General features: G+C 59.7%; 20 protein-coding genes. 6 read left to right on the top strand and 14 right to left on the bottom strand.

All coding sequences use genetic code 11. The features are described 5' to 3' along the window. Positions 1–4: 4 nt before the first annotated feature. The 4 genes from H9C73_RS01800 to H9C73_RS01785 form a co-directional block, all read right to left on the bottom strand. Positions 5–1,102 carry an alkene reductase gene (locus H9C73_RS01800; RefSeq protein WP_209286070.1) on the bottom strand — a complete coding sequence of 366 codons (1,098 nt, stop codon included), beginning with the start codon at positions 1,100–1,102 and terminating at the stop codon, positions 5–7. Between the two features lie 10 nt (positions 1,103–1,112). Continuing rightward, on the bottom strand, positions 1,113–1,883 hold the full coding sequence (locus tag H9C73_RS01795; RefSeq protein WP_209286069.1) for an SDR family NAD(P)-dependent oxidoreductase: 771 nt from the start codon (positions 1,881–1,883) through the stop codon (positions 1,113–1,115). 204 nt (positions 1,884–2,087) lie between these two features. Beyond that, on the bottom strand, positions 2,088–3,131 hold the full coding sequence (locus H9C73_RS01790) for a ferredoxin--NADP reductase (protein WP_209286068.1): 1,044 nt from the start codon (positions 3,129–3,131) through the stop codon (positions 2,088–2,090). Positions 3,132–3,141: 10 nt separating this feature from the next. Continuing rightward, a complete protein-coding gene (locus H9C73_RS01785; RefSeq protein ID WP_209286067.1) occupies positions 3,142–4,368 on the bottom strand; it encodes an acyl-CoA dehydrogenase family protein in 1,227 nt (408 codons plus the stop codon). A gap of 276 nt (positions 4,369–4,644) precedes the next feature. On the opposite strand from H9C73_RS01785, the gene H9C73_RS01780 reads away from it, so the two are divergent. Continuing rightward, positions 4,645–5,625, top strand: a complete 981-nt coding sequence (locus tag H9C73_RS01780; RefSeq protein WP_209286066.1) for a WD40/YVTN/BNR-like repeat-containing protein — start codon at positions 4,645–4,647, stop codon at positions 5,623–5,625. 2 nt (positions 5,626–5,627) lie between these two features. Continuing rightward, the gene (locus H9C73_RS01775; RefSeq protein WP_236014024.1) at positions 5,628–8,081 is read left to right on the top strand and encodes an efflux RND transporter permease subunit; all 2,454 of its coding nucleotides are present in this window, start codon (positions 5,628–5,630) and stop codon (positions 8,079–8,081) included. A 42-nt stretch (positions 8,082–8,123) separates the two neighbouring features. Here the strand turns inward: H9C73_RS01775 and H9C73_RS01770 are convergent, their stop codons facing one another. From H9C73_RS01770 to H9C73_RS01730, 9 genes are all read right to left on the bottom strand, one after another. Then, positions 8,124–8,567, bottom strand: coding sequence for a hypothetical protein (locus H9C73_RS01770; RefSeq protein ID WP_209286065.1), 444 nt, complete (start codon positions 8,565–8,567; stop codon positions 8,124–8,126). Positions 8,568–8,636: 69 nt separating this feature from the next. Continuing rightward, positions 8,637–9,509 (bottom strand): alpha/beta hydrolase, encoded by an 873-nt coding sequence (locus H9C73_RS01765; RefSeq protein ID WP_209286064.1) that lies wholly within the window; start codon positions 9,507–9,509, stop codon positions 8,637–8,639. Between the two features lie 70 nt (positions 9,510–9,579). Next, complete coding sequence (locus H9C73_RS01760; protein ID WP_209286063.1) at positions 9,580–10,080, bottom strand: GNAT family N-acetyltransferase; 501 nt, start codon at positions 10,078–10,080, stop codon at positions 9,580–9,582. A 184-nt stretch (positions 10,081–10,264) separates the two neighbouring features. Beyond that, positions 10,265–11,863, bottom strand: a complete 1,599-nt coding sequence (locus H9C73_RS01755; protein WP_236014023.1) for a FadD3 family acyl-CoA ligase — start codon at positions 11,861–11,863, stop codon at positions 10,265–10,267. Positions 11,864–11,873: 10 nt separating this feature from the next. Next, positions 11,874–12,632, bottom strand: a complete 759-nt coding sequence (locus H9C73_RS01750; RefSeq protein WP_209286061.1) for a glucose 1-dehydrogenase — start codon at positions 12,630–12,632, stop codon at positions 11,874–11,876. Positions 12,633–12,644: 12 nt separating this feature from the next. Continuing rightward, positions 12,645–14,336, bottom strand: coding sequence for an FAD-binding protein (locus tag H9C73_RS01745; protein ID WP_209286060.1), 1,692 nt, complete (start codon positions 14,334–14,336; stop codon positions 12,645–12,647). Next, positions 14,333–16,063: an FAD-binding protein gene (locus tag H9C73_RS01740; RefSeq protein WP_209286059.1), complete on the bottom strand. Its 1,731-nt coding sequence runs from the start codon at positions 16,061–16,063 to the stop codon at positions 14,333–14,335. The genes H9C73_RS01745 and H9C73_RS01740 overlap by 4 nt, the downstream gene beginning before the upstream one ends. Before the next feature lie 201 nt (positions 16,064–16,264). Then, positions 16,265–17,959 (bottom strand): class I adenylate-forming enzyme family protein, encoded by a 1,695-nt coding sequence (locus H9C73_RS01735; protein WP_209286058.1) that lies wholly within the window; start codon positions 17,957–17,959, stop codon positions 16,265–16,267. 35 nt (positions 17,960–17,994) lie between these two features. After that, entirely contained in the window at positions 17,995–19,071 is a 1,077-nt protein-coding gene (locus H9C73_RS01730) for an MBL fold metallo-hydrolase (protein ID WP_209286057.1), read from the bottom strand. 152 nt (positions 19,072–19,223) lie between these two features. Between H9C73_RS01730 and H9C73_RS01725 the strand changes: the two genes are divergently transcribed. From H9C73_RS01725 to H9C73_RS01710, 4 genes are all read left to right on the top strand, one after another. After that, a complete protein-coding gene (locus H9C73_RS01725) occupies positions 19,224–20,555 on the top strand; it encodes a spinster family MFS transporter (protein ID WP_209286056.1) in 1,332 nt (443 codons plus the stop codon). Positions 20,556–20,674: 119 nt separating this feature from the next. Next, positions 20,675–21,769, top strand: a complete 1,095-nt coding sequence (locus H9C73_RS01720; RefSeq protein WP_209286055.1) for a Rieske 2Fe-2S domain-containing protein — start codon at positions 20,675–20,677, stop codon at positions 21,767–21,769. A 211-nt stretch (positions 21,770–21,980) separates the two neighbouring features. Then, a complete protein-coding gene (locus H9C73_RS01715; RefSeq protein ID WP_209286054.1) occupies positions 21,981–23,378 on the top strand; it encodes a DUF1329 domain-containing protein in 1,398 nt (465 codons plus the stop codon). Between the two features lie 18 nt (positions 23,379–23,396). Continuing rightward, positions 23,397–24,911 carry a DUF1302 domain-containing protein gene (locus tag H9C73_RS01710; protein ID WP_209286053.1) on the top strand — a complete coding sequence of 505 codons (1,515 nt, stop codon included), beginning with the start codon at positions 23,397–23,399 and terminating at the stop codon, positions 24,909–24,911. 140 nt (positions 24,912–25,051) lie between these two features. Here H9C73_RS01710 and H9C73_RS01705 read toward each other — a convergent pair whose 3' ends face one another. Continuing rightward, complete coding sequence (locus H9C73_RS01705) at positions 25,052–25,795, bottom strand: enoyl-CoA hydratase-related protein (protein WP_209286052.1); 744 nt, start codon at positions 25,793–25,795, stop codon at positions 25,052–25,054. Between the last annotated feature and the right edge of the window lies 1 nt (position 25,796).

Raw genomic sequence — 25,796 nt, 5'->3', positions numbered from 1 at the left:
CGAATTATTCTGCCGCCGTGGGATAGTCGGTATAACCGGCCGGCCCCGGGGTATAGATGGTTTTGCGATCAAAGCGAGCCAGCGCCAGCCCCTGACGGATGCGTGTCACCAGATCCGGATTGGCAATGAAATGACGGGCAAAAGAGACCGCATCACCCTCGCCGTTTTTGATCGCTTCAGCCGCACTTTCCGGCTGGAAACTGTCGTTCAGAATCAGACTGCCCGTGAAGTGCTGACGGGCCAGTGCAAAGGCATCAATCGACGGGTCGGGGGAGCGCATGATGTGGACAAAGGCGACGCCGATCCGGCTGGCCACCTCCATCAACGCCGCATGGGTGGCAGCACTGTCGTCATCCCGGGTGTCATTGAAGGTGTTACCCGGGTTGATACGAAAGCCCACCCGATCCGCACCGATGGCATCGCTCATCGCCTGCAGGCATTCCGCTGCAAAGCGCACCCGGTTTTCCAGGCTGCCGCCATAACGGTCGGTGCGCTGATTGGTACCGGTGCACATGAACTGCATCGGCAGATATCCACTGGTGCAATGCAGCTCCACACCGTCAAAGCCCGCTTCACGTGCGTTCAGGGCCGCCTGACGGTGCTCTTCGACCACCGCCTCCACCTCTTTCGTACTGAGCGCACGGGGGACGTCAAAGGGCTGCATGCCGGCCGCGTCGGTATACACCTCACCCTGCGCCTGAAGCGCCGAGGGGGCTATGCTCTCTACGCCTTCGGGCTTGATCTTGCTGCTGCCGATACGCCCGGCATGCATGATCTGCAGAATGATTCTGCCGCCCTTCTCATGTACGGCGTCCGTCACCTTGCGCCAGGCAGCAACCTGCTGCGCGGTTTCAATCCCGGGCTGACGACAATAAGCCTGCCCGGTCACGCTGGGCCAGGTACCTTCGGCCACAATCAGGCCCGCCTCTGCACGCGCGGCATAATGCTCCACCATCAGCGCATTGGGCGTACCATCAGCATCGGCCCGGTTGCGTGTCATGGGCGCCATCACAATGCGGTTGGCAAGCGAGAGCGCTCCCATGGTGACCGGTTTGAACAGGGGCTCAGTCCCGACCACTGAATCCAGTTTGGCTGCTTTCATGTGAAGCTCCTCAATCCAGCGCGGTCACCAGTACGGCCGAACGACCACCATCCACCGGCAGAGTGGCACCGGTGATATAGGACGCCTGATCGCTGGCCAGGAAAAGGATGGCGTTGGCCAGCTCTTCGGGCTGTCCTACACGCCCCATGGGAATCAGCTTTTCAGTGCTCTTGCGTGCGTTTTCGTCCGACAGCATGCCCTCGGTTGCCGGGGTTTCGACAACCGCCGGAATGACCACGTTCACGCGGATGCCATAGGGAGCCCCCTCCCCCGCTGCTGCACGGGAAAAGTTGGTGACCGCCGCCTTGGAGGCGGAGTAACCGGACATCCAGGGGGTTCCCAGCTCACCGCAGATGGAGGACAGGTTGATGATGGAGCCACCCTGCTGCTTCATCAGCTTAAGAGCGGTACGGGTACCCCAGAAGGTGCCATCCACCGAAGTGGTGAAGTTGGCATGCCAGTCTTCGGTACTCATCTCCTCGATGCTGCCCCAGTTAAAGGCCATGGCATTGTTGACCAGAATATCCAGCTGGCCATGACGCTCAGCTACGGATTCAAGCGCTCCGACAAAAGCCGCTTCGTTGCTCACATCCGCCTGCACCGCTTCGGCCTCACCGCCGCCGGCACGAATACGGCTGACAACCGCTTCCAGCGGTTCTAGTCGGCGACCGCAGATCACCACATGCGCCCCTTCCTGTGCAAAACGTTCGGCGGTGGCCGCGCCAATACCACTGCCGCCACCGGTAATGAATGCGACCTTGCCCTGTAGACAGCCCTGCATAATGTGTCTCCTGAGTTGTTGTTATCCAGAGATACAGACTCGCTGCCGCACACCCTGCAGGTGCCCGACAGACAGGCGTTTACACCTGCGCAGTCAGTCATTTCAGATTAAGAGGGTGACCGATGGCTGCCATCGTCCAATGAGACTAAACCGAAAAGACCGGCAGCCGCCGGTCTTGAAAGGGGTTGAATCGAAAGCGTCCGATCAGGTGTATTTCAGGTGCACCTGCCCGGTTCGCGGCACCGCCTGACAGGTCAGCGTCATGCCATTGGCCAGATCTCGTTCATCCAGCACGTCGTTATGCAGCAGTTTCACCTCACCTTCGGTTACTTCACACATACAGGACGCACACATGCCCGCTTCACAGGAATAGGGCAGGTCTACCCCCGCACGCATGGCGGCCTCCAGAATGGTTTCATCACCCTGGCACTGAAGCTCATGGGCCTGACCATCCAGCTCAATGGACACCACCGATTGCTCAACCTCGGCTGAACCACTGAGCGCCTCACGCAACTCCTGATCGCGTGCCTCCTCCGAAGGCAGAGAAACAAAACGTTCCACGTGAATGTTCTGCTGCGCGACCTTCAGCTCCTGCAGTGCCGTTTCAGCGGCATCCATGAACGGGCCCGGACCACAGATAAAGGCCTGTGCCTTGCCCATGCCTCTGGCCAGTCGCTTCAGCAGCCCTACCGTCGGACGCCCCTGCACAGAGTCCAGCAGATGAATCACATCCAGCCGGTCCGCATACTGCTCCAGCAACTCCTTGAGCGGCTCGCGGAAAATGATCGACGCTTCGTCACGGTTGGCATAAATCAACCGTACCTGGCCTCGTCCGCGCAGCAATACCGAGCGCAAGATTGAAAACACCGGAGTAATACCGCTGCCACCGGCAAAGAGCAGAAACTCGCCATCCAGTGACTGGGGCGTGAACACCCCGGCCGGTGGCATCACTTCAATGTGATCGCCGGCCTTGACGTTGTCACAGACCCAATTGGAACCACGTCCCTCTACCACTCGCTTGATGGTCACGCGCAGGCGCGTATCCACCTGCGGCGCGCTCGACATGGAGTAACACCGCAACAGGTGCTCGCCCTGCCAGGGCAAGCGTAGGGTCAGGAACTGACCCGGACGGTACTGGAACCGATCGGCCAGATCGGCCCCGACAACAAACTGCAAGGAGACGGCATCCTCAGTTTCCTGAACCACCTGCTCCACCTGAAGGCTGTGATAGCGGGACGTGCTGCTCATGGCTTACTCCTTAGATGTACGGGTCGGTATTGGGCAGCCCCAGCATGACGGCACCGCTGGCACGGGCGTAGGCATCGGCATTGTTGGCGATATGGCCGCGCGCCTGATGAATATCCCGGAAAATGCGCTCGATCGGATTGTCACGGTAGAGCCCGGATGCGGCACAGGCGCGCAGGAGCTCGCTCACCCTTTCGGCACACAGCTTGGGCACCAGCGATGCCTGTGCCCGCTGCATCAGACGCTCTTCAACCGGCATTTTCTCGCCGGTCTTGGCACAGTGCACGATGCGTGCATAGTTGCGGAACAGCACCAGTTTGAGCTGATCCACCGCAATCATCGCTTCGGCAACCGCCAGCTGGGCATTGGGGTCTTCTGCCGTCTTCGCGCCATGCTTGCCGACATGCGCGCCGGCACGGGTACGGAACTCTTCAATCGCACCATCGGTGGCACCCAAACAGGCAGAGGACACGGCACGCTGGAATACCTGAGTAAACGGAATCCTGTAGATCCAGCCCGTATTGGTTTCACGACCCGGGCAGCCCGCATCGGAGTGGTCGTTGGTACGGTGAGTACGGTGTGTCGGAACAAAGGCATCCTTCACCACAATGTCATGACTGCCGGTGGCACGCAGGCCATGTACATCCCAGTTTTCGACGACTTCAAAGTCACTGCGCGGCAACAGGAAGGTGGTGTGCTCCAGCTCATCCGGGTTGTCTTTCTTCGGCAGCAGACCGCCCAGGAAAATCCAGTCGCAGTGGTCAACACCACTGGAGAAGCCCCAGCGGCCGGAGAAGCGATATCCACCGTCGACCGCCTCGGCCTTGCCGACCGGCATATAGGTGGATGCGATCAGGGTGCCGTCATTGCCGTCAGCCCAGACATCCTGCTGCGCCTGCTCCGGGAACAGCGGCAGCTGCCAGTTGTGAACCCCAATCACGCCATAGATCCAGGCCGTGGACATGCAGCCCTTGGCCAGTGCCATCTGTACACGGTAAAACACGCGCGGATCCAGCTCGTATCCCCCCCAGCGCTTGGGCTGAAGGACACGAAACAGACCTGCTTCCTGCATCTGCTTAACCGTTTCACGCGGCACCATGCCCGCATTGTCCGCATCGCGCGCACGCTCTTTCAGGGTGGGCGCCAGCTCTTCGGCTGCCTTGACCAGGCGGACCGCTTCCGGCGTCATATATTCTTCATCGGCTGTCGCTGCTATGAAGTTGTTCGTCAACACGCCCATTGCACGAGTCTCCTCGATTATTATTTATGTTGATCGGGCATGACCGGCTGCACCGACCTTCTCCTTACGACTCGCAGATTTCCACACGCTTCGTGCGTACTCATCGTCAATTCGGACTAACAGCCCTCACCAGTTATCACCGTCAGCCACCCCTAGCCCATTTGGACGATGCCGCTCGCACCTGTCTGCGAATAATGGAAACCGTACTGTTCGAGCACCAGGCCAGTAGTACAAAAACAAACCCTGCCTGAAGGCCTCAACATAAGGAGTTTTGCCATGCGTGTGACCCTTGGCATCGCCGTCTCACTGATCGTCGCCGCGGCGGGAATCTTTGCGTTCTCGCACCGGGATACCGATCCACTCGGCCCCCGTCAGATCCCGGTGACCAACATGAACCTCACCAGCATCACCCAAACCTCGGCCGGGCTTCTGTCCGCCGGTGAACTGGGCCACATCCTGATCTCCACCGATCAGGGCAAAAGCTGGACCCGGGCAACCCTGTCGCATCAGCGCCATGCGCTGATTACGCGCCTGCATTTCACGGATCAGAACAACGGCCTGGCCATCGGCCACGAAGGCTGGATTCTGCGCACCACCGATGGCGGCAACAGCTGGCAGGAAGTGGCCTTTAACCCCGGCGGTGAACCGCTGCTGAGCGTTAATCAGTTGCCATCAGGTGTATGGATGGCGATCGGGGCATTCGGTCAGGCACTGGTATCCAGTGACGATGGCCGCAGCTGGTCCGAAATGCCGCCCCCCAATGGAACGGACTGGCACCTGAACGCCCTCTTGCCGTCTGAAGATCACCGTACCTGGCTCATCGTGGGTGAGGCAGGCACCGTCTTCCGCTCCACCGACAGCGGCCAGAACTGGCAGCCGATTCCCGAGTTTTACAACGGCTCCTTCTACGGCGGCTTCAACCTGGCCGGTGATGTCTGGGTCATTTACGGCATGCGCGGCAACATCTTCCGCAGTGAAGACAACGGCGCCACCTGGGAATCCGTGGGCGGCAAGCTGAAAGCTTCTTTATTTGCGCATCGACAGCTCGAGAACGGCGACCTGCTGCTCGCGGGTCAGGGCGGCGTGCTGCTGCGCAGTGAAGATGGCGGGCGCAGTTTCAATTTTCTGCACAAGGGCGGGCGCATGACCGTGACCGACCTGGCACGGCTGGACTCGGGGGAGCTGCTGATGAGCAGTGATCGTGGCCTGCTGCCGGCCCTGTCGCTGGCAGACCTGAAAACGTCGAAAGGAGCCTGATCATGCCGCACCAGCCTTCACTCGTACAACGCTTTGTCGACAGTTCGGCCCGGTTCCTGATCACCGCGCGCAAGCCGCTGGGCCTGATGTTTCTTCTGATTACCGTTCTGCTGGGGTTCTCGGCCGTTCAGACGCGCTTCGACCCCGGCTTCAACAAGCTGATCCCGCTCAAGCATGAGTATATGCAGGCCTTTCTGGAACACTCTGCAGAGTTCACCGGAGCCAACCGGGTAATGGTCAGCCTTGAGTGGACCGGCGAAGGCGACATCTACAACGCCGAGTTCATGGACAAGCTGCGTGAAGCCACCGACGAGGTGTTCTTTACCCCCGGTATCAGCCGCCCCAGCGTCCGCTCGCTGTTTACGCCGGAAGTGCGCTACATCGAAGTCACCGAATACGGCTTCACCGGCGGTGTGGTAATTCCCTCCCGGTTTACGGCAGATGCCGAGGGGCTGGCTCAGGTCCGTTCCAACGTGCAGAAGTCCGGCCAGGTGGGCAATCTGGTCTCCAATGACCTCAAGTCCGCCATGGTGCAGGCCGAGCTGCTGGAGCTGGATCCGGAAACCGGCGAGAAAACCGACTATGCCGCCGTGGCGCGTCACCTTGAAAAGATCCGCAGCCAGTTGAGCGATGACAATATCAACGTGCACATCATCGGCTTTTCCAAGGTGATGGGGGATGTGATGGATGGCCTGATGACTGTCGTCGTGTTTTTCGCGGTCGCCTTTGCCATCACCTTTGCCCTGCTGTGGCTCTACTCCCGCTCTTTGCGCCTGACACTGCTGGCCATTGTGGTGGCGCTGCTGCCCGTCATCTGGCTGCTGGGCATCCTGCCGCTGATCGGCTATGGCATCGACCCCATGTCGGTTCTGGTTCCCTTCCTGATCTTCTCCATCGGAGTCTCTCACGCGGTACAGATGACCAACGCCTGGAAACTGGATGTCCTGTCCGGCATGAGTGCGATCGAAGCGGCCGAAAGCGCCATCCGCAAACTGGCCATTCCCGGTACCGTTGCGCTTCTGGCCAACGCCCTGGGCTTTATGGTGATCATGGTGATCGATATCCCCATCGTGCATGAACTGGGCGTCACCGCCTGTCTGGGCGTGGCACTGATGATCCTCACCAACAAGATGTTCATGCCGATCATCCTGTCGCACCTGAGACTGGAGAAAATGGCCCTGAAGGCCGACGACAGTGCCCATGAAAAACACCCGCTGTGGTGGAAGATTTCCGCCCTGTCTCAGCCACGACCGGCACTGGCCAGCATCAGCATCATGCTGGTCCTGCTGGCGCTGGGCACCTGGCAGTCCCGCTCCCTGCTGACCGGGGACATCGGCACCGGGGTACCCGAGCTGCGGGCGGATTCCCGCTACAACCAGGATAACGACAAGATCATCAGTGACTACTCCATCGGCATGGATGTGCTCTCGGTATACGTGGAAACCGACCGCGCCTCTGAAGCCTGTCTGGACTGGGAAGTGATGAATGCCGTTGATCGCTTCGACTTCCACATGCGGGGCGTACCGGGGGTTCAGTCGGTCAGTACCGTGGCCGGCATGGCCAAGCTGTACGTGTCCGGCAATAACGAAGGCAACCCGCTGTGGCGCACTCTGCAGCGTTCCTCCATGGCGTTGCGCTCGGGCAGCCAGGCAGCCAACCCGGAGCTGGGCCTGAACAATGAGCTATGCAAAACCATCAACATGATGGTGTACCTGGATAACCACCAGAACGACACGCTCAAGCATGTGATCGGTGAAATCGAAGGGTTTATCGACACTCTGAATGTAGAGGGTGTCGAATTCCGCCTGGCCGGCGGTAACGCCGGGGTGGCCGCGGCCACCAACGAAGCGGTGGAAACCGCCGAAGTGCAGATGCTGATCTCCATCTTCAGCGCCATCACTCTGCTGTGCTGGATAACCTTCCGCTCCTGGCGCGGGGTTCTCTGCGTGATCGTACCGCTGACGCTGGTGACCATTCTGTGTAACGCCCTGATGGCCACGCTCGGCATCGGCCTGAAAGTGGCGACCCTGCCGGTCATTGCACTGGGTGTGGGTGTGGGCGTGGACTACGGCATCTATATCTACGAACAGATGCAGCACTCGCTGAAACGGGGCGTGGATCTGCGCACCTCTTTCTATGAGGCAATGCGCCAGCGCGGCACGGCTGCGGTGTTCACCGCCGTAACCATGACCATCGGTGTGGGGACCTGGGCCTTCTCGGCACTCAAGTTCCAGGCCGATATGGGCATTCTGCTGGCCTTCATGTTCATGGTGAATGTGCTGGGTGCCATCTTCCTGCTGCCGGCACTGGCCTGCTGGCTGAACGTAAAACCGAGTCCTGTTCTGTCGCGTCAGCCGGCAACGGCAGCGAACCGGGATACTGGTGAGGTGAAAGCGAATCGTGCAACGGCTGCAGGCACGCCGCGCAAAGAGGCAATGGCGACCAGCGACAGCTGATCTCAACGGGTGGCGAAAGTGCCATCGCCACCCGTTTCCTTGTTACAGAATCTGCACACGCTCACGGCTGGTGTCAGTAAACAGCGCAACCAGCGAAAAATTCATGAAGTGTTCACAGATGGACAAGAAGTCCTTCACCCAGAAACTCACCTTCTCCGTCAGCTCACCGCCGGATTCACCACCAACCAGCGCATTGAAGCGGGTACAGACGATGTCTTCCGCGTCGTTGGCTTTCTGACCATCGGTCACCGACAGACGTAACACGCCTCCCGCCGGATTCCACTCCGCCATAAAGAACAGTGATTCGTTTTTCACATTACTGTCCAGCAGGCTAACCGCCTTTTCAAGGCTGGCTTCCATAGCCTGTTTGATGGCCGGATCTTCCGCTGCGTCCGACTCGGCATGATGAAAACGGTAACCAGCCGCAGTCGGCGCCTCTGCATCAAAGGGGTGGGTCTGCTCGCAAATATTCCAGTCGAGACTCATGCGGTTCCTCATCAGGCAACAGGCTTAACATGTGCCGGTCACTGTATACCGGCGATTGGGGCTGCAATTCTAGCCCGAATCAGTCCCCGGGTCATCGCCGCGGTGACGCTCCAGAAAGCTGAGCACATCGGTCATGACCGGTCGTTGCTGCTGCAAAAACCAGGTCAGGCTGGCCAGAATGCCTATATGATCGATCCCGGCATAGGTGCGTGTGGTCACCTGCCCCGAGGCTTCCCGAATCCGCTGACTGAGCAAATCGATATTACGCCGCCACACCAGCTCATCTGCTTCGCCCCACAACAGCAACATGGGCGGCTCACTGCCATCAATAAATTGTGTGGTCTGCATTTGGGGATAGCGCTCTGGCGGGCCAAAGATATCAATCAGGTCATCTTCGTTGGGAATAAAGTCATACGGCCCTGCCAGTCCGACAAAGGCCGACACGATATCGGGCCGTTTGCCCTGCTCTTGCAGATAGCGCTCGTCTGCCACCAAAAGAGACGCTATATGGGCACCTGAAGAGTGCCCGGCCAGAAACAGCCTGCCGGCATCACCCCCAAAGCGATCAATATGCTCGTGCACCCAGGCCAGGGCGCGGGCGCCATCCTGTACGAAGGCAGGAAAGCGTACCTGCGGATACTTGCGGTAATCCGCAATCACGGTGATATAGCCGCGACTGGCAAAAGCCTCGCCCACAAAGGGATACATGGCTTTATCGCCTTCGGTCCAGCGCCCGCCGTAAAAGAACACCAGCACAGGATAGCTCGCACTGGCCCCGTCCGGGAGATAGATGTCCAGACGGTGCTGCTGGTCCGGCCCGTACGCCAGGTCACGGATGATCTCGGTATCACTGAAGCGGGCAGGCAGGTTGGCAAGACTCAACCCCAGTTGGGTACAGCCACTCAACAACACCGCACCGACCGATAGCAAAAAGGCTCTCATATTCATCTCTTTGGCCAGTTCTGCTTCTTCGTACTGAAATAAAGCCGAATCGGAGCAGTCTCAACGGGCCTCAAGCCTGAGGCTCATCCTGCAGCCACTTATACATCACCAGCGCATCCACATACCCCTGCTCGGGGTGATTAAAGGCCTTGGGTAAACGCCCCACCGTCTCGAACCCCAGCCTGTGCCACAGTCGAACCGCCCCCGTGTTGCTGGCAGCCACGAAATTGAACTGCATCGCCCGATAGCCCAGCTCACGCGCCAGCTGTTGAGAGTGTTCGCACATCAGCGTGGCCAGCCCTCTGCCTCGGGCCTGAGGCGACACCATGTAACCACAGTTGCAGACATGCTTACCCGGGCCCGCCTGGTTTGTCTTCAGGTAGTAGGTGGCCAGAATCTGACCGCCATCATCTACCACCCAGGTGGTACGAGGCTGTTCCAGCCACAGTCTTTCACCCTGCTCACAGGTGGTATCGCGCGCATAGGCATAGGTATCGCCGGCACTGACGATGGCGTGGAAAATGGGCCAGATCTGTTCCCAGTCCTCTGGCGTTGCTTCACGTAGATTCATGCACAGCTGTCCGTTAAACGCTAAAACTGCTCCCTGAACGAACCTGCACTCGGGTGCACGGGCAGGAATCGCGGGTGATGTCGGCGGGACGATAGCATGACAGCCGGTGGCGATCACGCGGTGCGGATTGTTCGGAAGGGATGGTTGCGCCGGAGGGCATCGAAGCCCTCCGGAAGTGCTGTTTTCAGGTGTTGGTGAAGTCCCGCTTGAGGACCAGCTTGTCGACCTTATTGGAGGCGTTGACGGGCAGTGCAGACACGAAGCGTACCTGGCGCGGCACCTTATAATTGGCCATGTTCTGGCGTGACCACTGGATGAGTCCGCCGGCATCCAGCTGGCTTCCGTGACGCTTGACCACGAAGGCACAACCGACCTCTCCCATGCGCTCATCCGGCACACCAATGACAGCGGCTTGCGCCACCTCAGGATGTTCGACCAGTGCCGCTTCGATTTCGGCCGGGTAGCAGTTGAACCCGCCCACGATGAACATGTCTTTCAGACGACCGGTAATCCGCAGATAGCCCCGCTCATCGAGGGTGCCGATATCACCGGTATGCAGCCAGTTATCGGCATCAATGGTTTCAGCCGTCGCTTCGGGGTTCTGGAAATAACCCTGCATCACATGAAAGCCGCGAATACAGATTTCACCGCTTTCATTCGCCCCCAACCGGTTACCGTCCTTATCCAGAATGGCGACCTCGGTACCGGGAATCGCCTTGCCACTGGTGCCGGCGACTGTTTCAGCCGGATCGTCCGGATCACAGATGGTCGCAAGGCCACCACATTCGGTCAGGCCATAGGCGGTCGTCACCACATCAAAGCCCAGCTCATTGCGCATCCGTTCGATCAATACGGGCGGAATGGTGGAGGCCCCGGTGGAGGCCGCTCTCAGGCTACTGAGGTCACGCCGCTGCAGCTCCGGGTGTGCCAGCAATGACAGATAGAGTGTCGGCGGCCCCGGCAGTACGCTGACCCGATCTTGCTCAATTCGATCCAGCACTTCATCGGCATCAAACACCGGATGCGGCAAAATCGTGGCCCCACTGAGCAGGCAGCTCAACCAGCCGGCCTTGTAGCCGAAGGTGTGGAAAAAGGGGTTCACCACCAGAAAGCGGTCCCCCGGGCGCAGGCCCAGAATGCGCACGAATTCCGAAAAGGCACGCAGGGCCGCCCCATGTGCACTCATGACCCCCTTGGGCTTGCCGGTGGTGCCCGAGGTGAACATCAGGTCCGACAGGCTGTCGGCTGTCAGCTCCCCGGCCCTCACACGAGCAGCGGATTCACTGACCGCCTGCCCCTGCTCGATAAAGGCCTCCCACTCCAGACTGTTGGCAAGAGGCGCCCCTTTGCGCGGACTCATGACAATGGTCATATCCAGCTGCTCCGCGCAGCTGTCTGCCAGCATGGCCGGATAATCCGTGTCCAGAAAATCCCCCACCGAGAACAGAACACGGCTGCCACTGCGGGTGATGATGTCGCAGGCCTCAGCCGCTTTCATGCGGGTATTGATCGGCACCAGCACGGCACCGGCCATCTGCAGCCCAAGGGTCGCCAGTATCCAGCGTGCCGAATTGGGGGCCCAGACGGCCACGCGATCACCGGGCTTTACACCCAGCTGCATCAGCCCGCGCGCCACTTCCAGCGCCCGGCTGGACAGGTCGGCATAGTCGATCTTTTCTCCCTGATCCTCGATGGCAGGGCTGCCGGTAAAACGGCGTGATGCTTCAAATACCAGCGCCGGTATGGTGTCGGCTTTCAGGGGTACGGATAGCTGTGAATGCATGTGGGTCATCTCAAATACTCATGATGAATTGGCCACTGTCGACGCGCAGTTCGATACCGTTGACGGCGCGCGCCTCATCGGATGCCAGGTAGAGCACGGCCGACGCCACATCCTCGGGCTGGCACATGCGATTCATGGGGTCGGCATCCACAGTGATCTGGTTCGGGTCAATGCCCTGAGGCAGCTCGGCCAGCGTCATCGGGGTCAGTACGCCGTCCGGGTGCACTGAGTTGCAACGCACACGGTATTTCTTGCGTCGACAATGCACCGCAACCGCCCGTGTCAGTGCAGCCACCGATCCCTTGGACGCACTGTAGGCCAGGTAGTCATTGCGCCCGGCGAGCGCGGCAATGGAGGAAATGTTGACGATGGCACCGCCCTGCTGCTTAAGCAGTGGCAGGCTTTTCTGACAGCCCAGAAACACGCTGTCCGCATTGACGCGGTGCAGTCGCTGCCAGTCTTCAAGCTCGGTTGACTCAATGGTGCCGGTCTTGAGAATCCCGGCATTGTTCACCAGCACGTCCAATCGACCTTCGTGCTCCTGAATATGGGTCAGTACCCTGTCCCAGTCGTCGGGGCTGGCCACGTCCATGGTCAGGAACCGGGCCTGTTCGCCCATCTCGGCCGCGACGGCTTCACCCTTTTCCTGCTGCAGATCGGTCATCACCACGCGCGCACCGGCCGCAACCAGCTGTTTTGCCACGGCAAGGCCTACGCCGCTGGCCGCTCCGGTCACGAGCGCAACCCTGGTGTCCATCGAATAACTCATATACAGATTCCTTCAAGCGGTAGTAAGGGCCTCACCGGTTGTATGCACGCTCTGCTGCCGCGCCTCTGACGCCAGCGCAGCACCGGCGCGACGTCCGGAGAAGATACAGTCAGCCAGCGAAAGTCCGCTGACATAGAGGTTGGAGGGAATTCCCACGGCGGCACGGCCCGCCGCATACAATCCCGGGATCGGTACGCCCTGTTCACCGAGTACATTGCCGCTGGTTTCGTCCACCTTGAGACCGCCCAGCGTCAGCGCACCCAGCGGCAGCACGGGTGAGCTCACCGAGATATCCAGCGCGTAGAAGGGTCCCTGACGCAGCGGCTGACGCGAGTCGTCCGACTTGCCCTGCGGGTCGGGCAGCCCCTCGCTGATGGCACGGTTGTAGGCATTCAGAGCCAGATCCAGGCTCGCCGGATCCATACCGGTCTTGCGGGCCAGCTCTGCCGGAGTGCGACCTTTTTTCGCGCCCAGCAGCATCATCACCAGCGCCGGCACCGACTGGAACCACCAGTAACGCCCCAGCAGACACTGCCTGATCGCCTGCCGACGCAGCGGCTTGTCCAGAATCAACCAGGCCTTGCCGTTCTGCTCCTCGCAAATGGCATGCCCCAGAGTGGCGCCATAGACCTCCTCATTGCTGAAGCGCTCACCCTTTGCATTCACCGCGATCCCCTTGGGCCATTTCTGCGGCGGGTTGATAAAGCGCCAGGCCGATACGGTATCCAGACGCTGTGTTGCCGCTCCTACGGACTGACCCAGTCGCAGGCCACTGCCATCGCAGCCGGTGGCACCGATTTTGAAATTGCGGCGATATTTCGGGGCGTGCTCCTTCACCAGCTCCTTGTTGAAAATGAAACCGCCCGTGCTCAGTACCACGCCCTTGCGAGCACGTATCAACTGCGGGGAAGCATGCTGCTTTTCCAGTGCCGACAGTTTTTGACGCAAGCGGTTACAGTACCCCGGTGCCAGGTTCTGCAGTTTTTCTGCCCGTCTCGCCAGCCGGGCATGTTGCCTGGCGACCTTGCCTGCCGGCAGTGACCAGACTTCGGCTCCCAGCACTCGGCCACTGGAGTCCATGACCAGACAGCGAACGGCCGACTGGGTCAGGCTGCGGATACCCCGCTTGCGACACGCCGCCTGCAAGTGGCCATACAGCACCACACCGCCATGCCCCTTGCCTACCGTGCGATGCCCACGGGGTGGCGGTTCGCCCGCTCCCCGATAGGCCGGTACCAACTCATTGCCGGAGTAGTAGAGGTAATAGCCATCCTGGGGGTAGGATGTTTTGCCCCCCGGCGGCATGCTATGGGTGTAGGGCGTACCCATGGCTTCGAGCCAGCGCAGGTTGGCTGCGCTTTGGTCGCAAAACCGGCGCAGCGTGGCATCACTGACCACCCCTTGGGTTTCGTGCTTGAGGTACTCAAACATCGCCTTGGGGGAATCGGTGAAGCCCGCCTTGCGCTGCTGCTCCGTCCCGCCGCCGGCGTACACCACGCCGCCACTTTTGGCACTGGCACCACCGCCTTCAAAGCGGTCCGTCACCAGCACATCAAGCCCCTGATCATGTGCCTCAATTGCAGTACTGGCGCCGGCCGCGCCCCAGCCGACCACCAGCACATCGCACTGCTGGGCCCACTGTACGTCCTGCTCAGAGTCGACTCGCAGCGGTGGAAACACCTCTGTAATGGTCGAGGTGCTCATGGCGTCACCTCTTGTGTCTCTGATTGACGTGCCAGATCATTCACCGCGATATAGCCAAATGTCATGGCAGGCCCCAGCGTGGCACCGGCTCCGGGGTAGGTTTTGCCCATTACCGAAGCGGAGCAGTTGCCAATGGCATACAACCCCTTGATTTCGCTGCCATCCTCACGCACGACACAGCCCTTTTCGTTGGTCAGCAGGCCGCCTTTGCTGCCAATGTCACCGGCATCCATGCGCATGGCGTAGAAAGGCCCTTTCTGGATCGGGGCCATACAGGGGTTTGGCTTGACGTTGCTGTCGCCGTAGTAGCGGTCGAAGGGGTTGCCGCCGCGCTGGAAGTCCTCATCGTTACCACTGGCAGCAAAGCGGTTGACCCGCTCGACGGTCTGTTTGAGGCCGGCGCCATCCACACCGATCTCACTCGCCAGACCCTCCAACGTGTCCGCTTTCCAGTACACCGTTTTGTGCCAGGCCTTGGGCAGGCGGCTGTCCGGCATCACCTGTGAAGGCATCAGTGGCCCCATGGCGTAGTTGAAACGGAACTTGCTGTCGAAAACCACCCAGGCCGGGATGGTCTTGCCGTTGGTCTTCGCGTTGTCCTTGTACATCTCGTCAACGAATTCGAGATAGCCCACCGCTTCGTTCACAAAGCGCTTGCCCTCACCATTCACAACGATGGCCCCCGGGAAGGCACGTTCGGCAAACACACCGCGTGCCTTGTTTTCCTTGGGCACGCTGATCGTGGGAGCCCACCAGCCCCAGTCCAGCAGGGACGTAGCCGCACCAATGGCCTGACCGGCCTCCAGCGCAGCCCCGGTATTCTGCCCCGGTGGGGTTGCACTCCACTCCACCCGGGTGGGTTTGGGCAGGTACTTGTCCCGCAGTGCCTGGTTCTGCTCAAAGCCACCCGACCCCAGAATCACGCCCTTGCGCACCTGAATCAGCTGCTCTTTCCCTTCTCGCTCGACAATCACGCCACTGATGCGGCCATCGGTTTCGATCAATTCACGGAAATCGGTGTTCAGCCACAGCGGCACGTTTCGGTCCATCAGGGAGGCACGCAAGGAAGCGATCAGGGCATTGCCGAGGGCCGCCCGGCGATCACGTTTGGTCTTGCGGCGCTGCTTGAAGTCGAGCTTGTAGCGCAGCATCAGCCAGATCAGCAGCAGACGCCAGCCCCGCTCGCGGGCCATCGCCTTGTGCGCATGGCGGGCGGTCCAGGCGATCTTGCCCATCAACAGCGTGGTGGGTGATGCCGGCATCAGGTTGTCCACCTCATCCCCCAGCGCGGTGGTATCAAACAGTTCCGGGTCCAGTGTACGGCCGCCGACTGCCGCGCCGGGCAGGTGCTGATAGTAGTCCGGGTACTTTTCGGCAACGGTGTAGTTGAGCCGGGTATTGTCCTGCAGGTATTTGATCATTTTGGGGGCGTTATCCAGATAGGCTTTGAGGCGCGCCTCATCCACCTCATCACCCACGGATGCTTTCAAATAGGTCCAGGCCTTCTCATAGCTGTCATCGCCGCCCCTGGCCTTGAAGAAATGGTTATTGGGCACCCAGATGCCGCCCCCTGACAACGCCGAGGTGCCCCCATACTTGGCCCCTTTTTCAACGATCAGTACGCTCATGCCCTGGTCGGCGGCAAAAATGGCGGCCGACATGGCGCCAGCGCCGGAACCGACCACCACGACGTCATAGGTATCGGTGACTGTTGCCTGAGAAGTCATCTGCAATCTCCATTTTATTATTGTTCACCCGTACGCCCCCGGCGTGGCGAAACACCACAGCCATTGGTACTTGAAGGTCATCATGCGCAAGGCAGGGAGGTCCGGGCATCGTCAAACCGGACTAAACAGATGCAGGGAGAGAAACAGAAACGGGCACCTGAGAAGGTGCCCGCCGGGAAGTGGTTCACAGACAGGGATGACCTAGAGGAACAGCTGCTTTTTGATCTGCTGTTTCAGCAGCTTGCCGGCAGGATTGCGTGGCAGCTTTTCCTGCTGCACCGAGATCATCGACGGCACCTTGTAGGCGGCCAGGTGCTCGGCTACAAACGCCTGCAGCTCGGGCTCTTCCAGCTCTTCACCCGGTTGAATGGCAACCACCGCCACCACCGCCTCGCCGGTCTCCTCGTCCGGTACGCCCAGCACAGCCGCTTCGCGCACCAAAGGATGACGCATCAGGCAGGACTCCACTTCCGCTGCCGCAATATTTTCACCGGCACGGTTGATCACATCCTTGAGTCGGTCCACGATAAAAATCAGGCCGTTGGCATCCACGTGTCCAAGATCACCCGTATGCAGCCAACCGTCTCTCAGTGCGGTATCGGTTGCAGCGGCATCGTTGAGATAACCGTCCATCAAGGCGATGGAGCGCAGGCAGATTTCACCATCTTCGCCCTCCGGCAGGACCGAACCGTCGGGCGCTCTCACCTGCACCTGCATCAGCGGCGATATCAGGCCTGAAGCGGAGGGTGCGAGGCGGAAGATATCCCCGGAGATACCGGCGCCAACGCCATTGGATTCCGTCATGCCATAGCCGATACCGACCAGCTGGTCAGGCAGGGCATCCAGCACCTCGTCGATCAGTCCCTGTGGCAGACCGGCACCGCCGAAACCAAGGCCCGCGAGGCCACCCTTGACCTCGTCAGTATGAAAGTCTGGTTCTCGCAGCAGCTGCATCACCATTGACGGTGCGCCGTTGAACTGGGTGACCTGCTCCTGCTTCATCATGCCCACGGCGGTTGCCGGATCCCATTTGTGCATGAACACCAGCCGGCGACCGGTTCTCACGGCGGTCAGCAGCTGGGCGTGAAGGCCACTGACGTGAAACAGCGGCACCGCCGTCAGAATGACGGGCGCGCGCTGCATCGCCTGAATTCGCGCCAGCGCCTCGGGCGAAGACATGGCCGACACGGCGCTGATGTAGTCGATGTTATACAGCGCCTGACAGACAGCGCGCTGACTGGATACCACCGCCTTGGCACGGCTGGTTGCGCCCGAGGTAAACAGTATTAGTGCCGGATCTTCGGGTGAGGGCTGAACCTCCGGCAGCTCGCCCACCGGACGTGAAATAACGTCATCGTAGGCATGGCAGCGGCCCGCGCCGAACTCGGGCTCCGGCCCGACGACCAGAATATGCGTTTGATCAGCCACCGCGTTGACATCGATACGGTTCAGGCGGTCGGTATCACACGCCAGAATGCTGGCATCCAGCCCACTCAAGGCATCCCGCAGCTCTTCCCCCAGACCAAAGCTGTTCAGCGGCGCGGGTACCGCACCCAGACGGGCCGCCGCCACAAACACCGCCACCCATTCAGGTCGGTTGCGCATGGCGATCGCGACACGATCACCGGGTTTCACCCCCTGAAAGAACATCCAGGAGGCCAGCGCATCCACCTGCGCATAGAAACGGCGGAAGCTCCAGCGTTCGTCACGATAGACCAGAAAACACTCGTCATCCTCACGCCGCGACTGCCTGATAACGTCAACCAGGCTGGCTGGCGCATGTTTGTAAACAGGAAAACGGCCCCGGGCAGTCTCGACCTCAGTCAGCTCAAACGGCGCGCCCGGCGCGGTCAGCTGCGCATGAATGGCGGCAGCCTGTTCCGCAATGGTGGTCATGGGTTTCTCCTCTTATTGTTGTGAAATCAATTCAATCATTGCGCCCGGTATCGGTCCAGTCCGTTCACGTCCGGCGTTACCTGCAACTTGTCCAGGCTGCAGAGATAATTCAGGTGCGCCAGGGTTTCGCCCTGTGCCAGCATCAGCTCGATCGACTTCAGTCGTCGCGGGAACAGCCAACCCATTGCGTCCCAGGCCGTAAAGTCCTTTACGCCACAGGCTTGCGTTAGTATCAGGTCCAACTGACGTTGATGGTGCTGATGCAGCTGATCCACACGCTCATGCAGGCCACGGAACACATCACCGTGTGCCGGCAGTACCAGCGTATCCACTGCAAGCCTGCGCAGCTTGTCGAGAGACTTGAGCCACAAACGCAAAGGGTTGGCGCGCGGCTCTACATCGCTTACCAGTACGTTGGAGCTGATGGCAGGCAGTACCTGATCACCCGCCAGCAAAATGCGGTCTTCCGCGGCGTATAGGCAGGCGTGCTCAGGCGAGTGCCCTTCTCCCACCACCACAGTCCAGCTCCGGCTGCCGATATCGAGCGCTTCACCTTCTCTCAAGCGGATAAAACTGGGCGGAAAATCTGGTACGAAAGGGTCCCGCTTATGGGAGCCCAGCATTTTCTCAAACTGCTCTGCAGGCATGCCGGCACGCAGGAAAAAGGCTCGCTGCGAATCTTCCTTGACCTCTGCGTTGGTACTGGCCAATGCGCGCATGGTGAAGTATTCGCCGTGCGTCATATACAGCGGCGCATGGAACTCCCGCATCAACCAGCTCGCCAGTCCTGCATGATCATAGTGGAAATGGGTGCAGATCACGCCCTTCAGTGGCTTGCCGGGAAAGTGACGCTGCGCCAGTTGCCGCCAGCACGCCCGGGAGTCGTCGGTATTGAGCCCCGTATCGACCAGATACCACCCATCCTCATCGTCCAGCAGATACACATTGATGTGGTTCAACGCCATGGGCATGGGAATGCGCGCCCAATAAACGCCTCTGGCCAGTTGTGTCACCTCACCGGGACCTGCAGGCCGCTCATAGGGGTATTTCAACGCATCACGCTCGCGCGCCTTGCGCTGGCTGATCTCGGCATCGGTTTCTCGTGCGGCCATGACGATCTCCTGATTGGTGGCAGGGGCAGAGTATTTCGAGGCTCCCATCTGACGTTATTCACTCCCTGCCCGACCACGTCCAAAAGGACGATGCCGCCACTTGCACCGAGCGTAACCTGTGCACAACAAGAATAAATTCAACGGAGCCCATCATGTCGATCATGCCGCCCAAGGTGACCATCCGGAGCCACTTCACGCTGGCCCTGCTGGCACTGGTGTATATCTTTTCCTTCATCGACCGCAATGTCATCGCCATTGTTATCGAGCCGATCAAGCAGGAGTTTGGCGCTTCCGATACCCTGATGGGCCTGCTGACCGGCCTCGCGTTCGCGGTGCTTTACGGAGTACTGGGCATTCCGCTGGGACGGATGGTTGATCGCGGCGCGGATCGCCGCAAGATGATCTCCATCTGTTGCGGGCTCTGGAGCCTTGCGACCATGGCCTGCGGTATGGCCACCAGCTTCTGGCAACTGCTGGTAGCCCGTATGACCGTTGCCGTCGGTGAGGCGGGGGGCATGGCTCCTTCCGTTTCCATGGTGGCCGACCTCTACCCCAAGAATCGTCGGTCGATGGCGATGAGCATTTTCATGCTGGGTCCTCAGCTGGGCATTCTGATCGCCATGGTTCTGGGTGGCTACATCGCACAAACCTATGGCTGGCGCACCACCTTTCTGGTGTTCGGCATTCCGGGACTGTTCATCGCCGCCACCCTCTGGCTGTTCACCCGTGACCCCGGTCGGGGCGTGTTTGACAGTGAAGAGGAGCGCCGCCAGGCCCAAACCGCTCGCGATATCAAATTCGGCCCTCAGATTAAAACCATTTTTCGCGTACGCGCCTTTGTTCTGCTCTGCCTTGGCGTCGCGCTGACCGGCGTGGTCGGCTATGGCTTTGGCATCTGGGCACCTACGTTCCTGCTGCGCAGCTACGAAATGCCGCTCGCTCAGGCCGGTTTCATGTTCGGCATTGCCAGCGGTCTGTTTGCCGTACTGGGCACCCTGTTCTGTGGCTGGCTCTGCGACCGGTTGATCGTGCGCGATACTCGCTGGCAGATCGCTCTGCCGATGCTGGGCATTCTGATCAGCCTGCCCATGGGGATCGCCTTCCTGCTCTGGCCCACCAGTTCCACCTTCGCTGTCGGCCGCTTTGATGTGCCCGTGGCGATGCTCTTCTGTGCCGGCTTCGCCTTTTTCCAGAGCTGGTGGCCATCACTCACCTTTGCCGCCGTCAGCCACCTTCTGACCAGCTCACAGCGCGCCATGGGGGCTGCTTTCGTCAATCTGTTCATGACCCTGGTAGGAGCCGGCCTCGGACCTTTCCTGTCGGGCACGCTGAGTGACGTTTACACCCGCACAATGGGGCCGGATGGCCTGCGCTGGGCACTGGTAACCGTGCTCTGTCTGCTGCTGGTTACCACCCTGCTGTACGCGCTGGCGATTGGCCCATACCGGCATCGGCTTGAAGCACTGGATGCCAACATCGCCTGAAGCACCTGTATTGATGCAGATCAGGCTCTACGACCCATATCGTCCAAACAGGGTATGTCCCTGCCCGACCCGAAATTCAGAATCAATCGGGTGATAACAACAAGATCAAGGAGTTTCCCATGGCTACATCCCAGGAATACCGGCTCGGCGATTACACCTTCCCGCGCGGCTGGTTCATGATTGCGACTGCTGACCAGATCAACACGCACAAGCCTCTGGCCGTGCGCTTTTTCGGTCGCGATTTTGCGCTTTACCGCGGCCAGGCCACCGGCAAGGTTGTGCTGCTGGACGCTTACTGCCCGCACATGAAAACCCACCTGGCGGCTCCCAATGACACCTCCTATGTCATCATCGACGGGGGTGGCACCAATATCGAAGGCGACAGCATCCGCTGTCCCTACCACGCCTGGCGTTTTAACGATAAGGGCGAGTGTGACGATATTCCCTACCATGAAGGGCCGATCCCCAAGACCGCCTGTGTGAAATCCTGGACCGTGAAGGAAAGCCTCGGCGCCATCTGGGTCTGGCATGACCCGGAAGGGGGCGAGCCGGAGTGGGATCACCCGAGCCTGCCGGAGTGGGACGATCCGTCCTGGGTGCAGTGGAAATTCGATGATCTGGGCATTCTTGAACAGCACCAACAGGAAGTGGTCGACAACATCTGTGACTACGGCCACCTGAGCCCGATCCACGGTTCCACCGTGCAGCGCTACGAAAACGAATTCAAGGGACATCAGGCAATTCAGCGCCAGTGTGGCCCGCACCGCACGCTGGTGGGCGATGACGGCGTCAGCCCCATCCTGCATACGATTACCAAGTATCATGGCCCGGGTGTTCTGATTTCACACCTGACCGGTTACTACGAGTCCATCCTGATGATCAACCACACTCCGGTGGAGGATGGCTCCGTGCACGTCTGGCACGCCCTGCTGGTGAAGTCTCCGAACGGCAATGCCGAAGTAACCATAGAGGACCGGATTGCTGCTGCCCAGTTCCAGGAAGCCAGCCGCCTGGCCTTTGCTCAGGACTTTGAGGTCTGGACCAACAAGGCACCCTGCCTGAACGGCATGTTTATTCCCAGTGACGGCCCCTTCATGAAGGCGCGCATCTGGTACAAGCAGTTCTACAACCCGCGCGACCGCAAGGCAGAGTTCCTCGACAAGGTGGAAGGCGTGTACGTGCCCAAGGGTATTCCGCCCTACACCCAGGACTGATACGACACGGCCCCACACCTTTAAGCGGCCCGGTGCACAGCGCTCGGGCCGCTTTTTTATACCGGTAGTCCAAAAATATTTGCTGCCTAGTCTCTTTAGACGATTTCTCCCGCAGCCTCATCCCAAACAATGCACTGACAACAACAATAAAACCCACTGCCGCCCGCTGAAGCCATTCTGGCTGACCGCCGGGTAAACATCTGGAGGCAAGATGAGAAAGCAGCAACTGTGGAAGCCACTCGCCGCTTCTATCGCACTGACCCTGTCCGCATCAGCCCATGCGAAGGTTTCCCCCGCAGAAGCCGCCAAGCTGGGCAATGAGCTCACCTGCATGGGCGCTGTCGCCGCCGGCAATGAAGCGGGCACCATTCCGCCCTTTTCCGGCAAATGGCTGGGCACCCCGCCGGGAATCGACTACGAGCCCAACGTGGGCCAGCACCCGATTGACCCCTACCCGGAAGACACGCCACGACTGGTAATCAACGGCCAGAACTGGGAGCAGTATCAGGATAAGCTGACCGAAGGCCAGATCGCGCTGCTCAAGCGCTTCCCGGATACCTATGAAATCCCGGTCTATCCGGGCCGCCGTGACTTCCGTTATCCGGACAAGATCTGTGAAGTGGCCAAGCAGAATGCCGTTGAAGCAGAGCTGGTGGATGACGGCATGGGCTTCAAGGCCCTGATGGGCTCCATTCCCTTCCCGATCCCGTCCGGTGATAACCGCACCCAGGCGATGCAGGTGCTGGCCAACCACAACTTCCCCTATCGCGCCTACACCGAAGTCATGGCCCCGCGTGACCTGGCTGAAGTGAATACCAGCGGTGACCAGACCTGGGGACGTACTACCTACTCCGGTCTCAACATCGTGACGCACCCGGACTATGTGGGTAAGCCGATCGGCGAGATCATGGCGTACTCCGACACCGGCACCCGACTGCCCACCCGTGACAAGGGCAAGCGGACCGTGTCCATCGAACCGGTCAACTTCGCTCAGGGCCAGCGCCTGGCCTGGACCTATAACCCGGGTACACGCCGCGTGCGTCAGCTGCCTGAGTACGGTTTCGACACCCCGGCCGCAGGCACCTCCGGCAAAATGACCATCGACCAGGACCGCCTGATGAACGGCTCGCCGGAACGCTACGACTGGGAGCTGAAAGGCAAGAAAGAAATCTACATCCCGGCAAACCCCTACCGTTTGCACGAGGAAAGCGTCTCGTATGACGACATCCTGACACCCAACCACCCCAACCCGGACCTGATGCGCTATGAACTGCGCCGTGTGTGGGTACTGGAAGGGACGCTGAAAGACACCCACCGTCACAAGTATGGCAAGCGTGTCCTCTACATCGATGAGGACACCTGGCATGGCGTGATCAGTGACTACTACGACACCCGCGGTGAGCTGGTGAACCATGCATTCGTCAATTACTACTACGCCTACGACATGAATGCCTGGCACGCGGGCAACAGCTTTTACCATGACCTGACCACTGGCGGTTATGTGGCCTACAACCTGTTCCAGGATCTGGACACAGGCCCGATCCTCAATGCAGGTGGCCTGACCCCTGAAATGTTCACCCCGGCCGCACTGCGTCGTCGTGCCCACTAAGCCAGCGAGGAATGCATCATGAAAACATTTAAACCGAACCTGCTGGCCCTGGCTGTAATCAGTGCAGGCCTGGCTACCCACGCTCAGGCAGGCGAAAGCATCGACCTGGGTAACGACCTGACTCTGGACTGGAAAGGCACCCTGAGTTACGGCGCCGGTGTGCGTCTGGAAGATCAGGATGCCGCCCTGGACAGCAGCGGCAACGGCAACTTTGATCAGGGCGACCTGATCAACAACCGCCTGAACCTGTTGATGGAAGGCCGCCTGCACAAGGGCAACTCAGGCCTGGTCATGTCGGCCAGTACTTTCTACGACGATGTCTATCAGGACGATAACAAGTTCACCGATGAAGCCGAGAAGTATCACGGCGGCTATACCCGCCTGCTGGATTTATACGGCTACACCAGCTTTGCCTTCGACAACGGCAGCTACCTGGATATCCGTGCCGGCAAGCACGTGGTTGCCTGGGGCGAAGCGCTGTTCATGCCCAGCATGTCACTGGCCCAGGGCCCGTCAGATGGCACCAAATCCGGCATTCCGGGCGTAGAGGTTAAGGATATTCTGCTGCCGGAAGACCAGATCTCCATGCAGTATGAAGTGAATCCGAACTGGTCCATTCTGGCCCACGCGCAATACAACTGGCACCCGACACAGGTATCCGAACCCGGCACTTATCTGGCAACCGGTGAAGCCACCGGTGAAGGTGCGACCTGCCTGTCCAATCCGCCGGGCTCAAGCTGCTCTTACAGCCGCACCAGCGACGTGGAACCTGATGAAATGGGTCAGTGGGGTGTGGGCACACGCTTCCGCACCAGCCTTGAAACCGAGTGGGGTCTCTATTACCTGAACTACCATGACAGGATTCCCCTGCCTGAGTTCAACATCACGGGATTTGGCCCCACCACTGGCAATTACAACATTCGCTACTTTGATGATGTCGAACTCTACGGTGCCACAGTGACAACCAGTCTGGGCATGGCTTCGGTTGCCGGTGAAGTGACCTACAAAAAGGGCGCCCCTTCCCTGCTGTCCAACGGTATGCCAACCCGTTCCGATATTCTGCAGACGAACGTGAATGCCATCGTCAACTTCGGCCGCTCCTGGCTGGCTGACACGGTCAATCTGACCGCTGAGCTGTCTTACGTTGATATTCTGGATGTCGAAGCCAGGGGTATTGATTCACCCTTCGGTACCGTCAGTACCACTGAAGACCTGATGTGGAAAAACCATGGCATGGCGTTCTCCAGCAGCCTGTCCCTGAGCTACCCGGGTGTTACCGAGAACTGGGACCTGAGTGTCCCTGTGGCCTACTCCCGTCAGATCAGTGGCCGTACCATTACCGGTGGTGTAGGCGGCGAAGGTGATCACCGCTTCAGTATTGGTGCCGATTTTACACACCGCACGGGTGTTCAGGTCGGGGTCAAGTATCTGACCTATATGGGCGATCCCGATGTGGGTGATGATGAGAAATACAAGCAGCGCACCCTGTCCGACCGCGACAATCTGTCTCTGTCGGTGAAGTACGCTTTTTAAACACGTAATACGCGAACGACAACATTTCTTCATTCTTTCCGGCCTCAATTGAGGCCGGTTTTTTTTGGCTGAAAAACTGTCGTATACGCACACAAAAACGGCCGCATTCAGCGGCCGTTGGTGTTACTGGAAGATCAGCCTCAGCGATTCACAAAGGCATTCAATGCCTGCTGAGCCGGTTCGCGCTCCAGCAACTGCTCAAACAGATCCATCTCGGCCTGCATGATCGCATCCAGCTGCTCGCCCGAGGCACGTTGCAAACACCGACGTGATTGCTGGACCGCTTCCGCATCCAGTTGCGCCAGCCGTTTCACCGCCCTGGCCGCCTCAGCTGCCAGCTCCGCCAGCGGCAAGACACGGTTCACCAGCCCAACCTCGACAGCCTCCTGCGCCGAGCAGGGCTCGCCCAGCACCAGCCATTCGAACGCCTTCACATGGCCGGCCATCTGCGGCAGCAATTGTGTACTGCCGCCTTCCGGACAGAGCCCAAGCGCGACAAAGGGAAAGATCAGCGCGGCACGCTCACTGGCGTACACCAGGTCACAGTGCAACAGCAGGGTCGCCCCGATGCCGACGGCCTTGCCATCCACTTCCGCCACCAGCGGTTTACGGCTGGCTCGCAGTGCGCGCAAGAGCTTCAGCGGCGGATCGGTACGCCGGCCGGATTCGGGCTCAGCCAGAAAGTCCGCAATATCATTGCCTGCACTGAAGCAATCCCCTGTTGCTCTGAGATGCACCACGCGCACCTCGGCACTCTGGTCTGCCGCCTGCACGGCCGCCGTCAGTTCAGCATAAAGCGTGCGATCAAAAGCGTTACGCTTCTGCGCTCGGTTCAGCGTCAGTGTCAGCACACCGTGGTCCTGAGTCTGTTCCAGTATGCTCATA

The organism is Marinobacterium alkalitolerans, assembly GCF_017776525.1.
In the GTDB taxonomy this organism is placed as follows: Bacteria; Pseudomonadota; Gammaproteobacteria; order Pseudomonadales; family Balneatricaceae; genus Marinobacterium; species Marinobacterium alkalitolerans.
The sequence above is the reverse complement of the archived record's forward strand: the minus strand, read 5'-3'. Positions and strand labels throughout refer to the sequence as shown.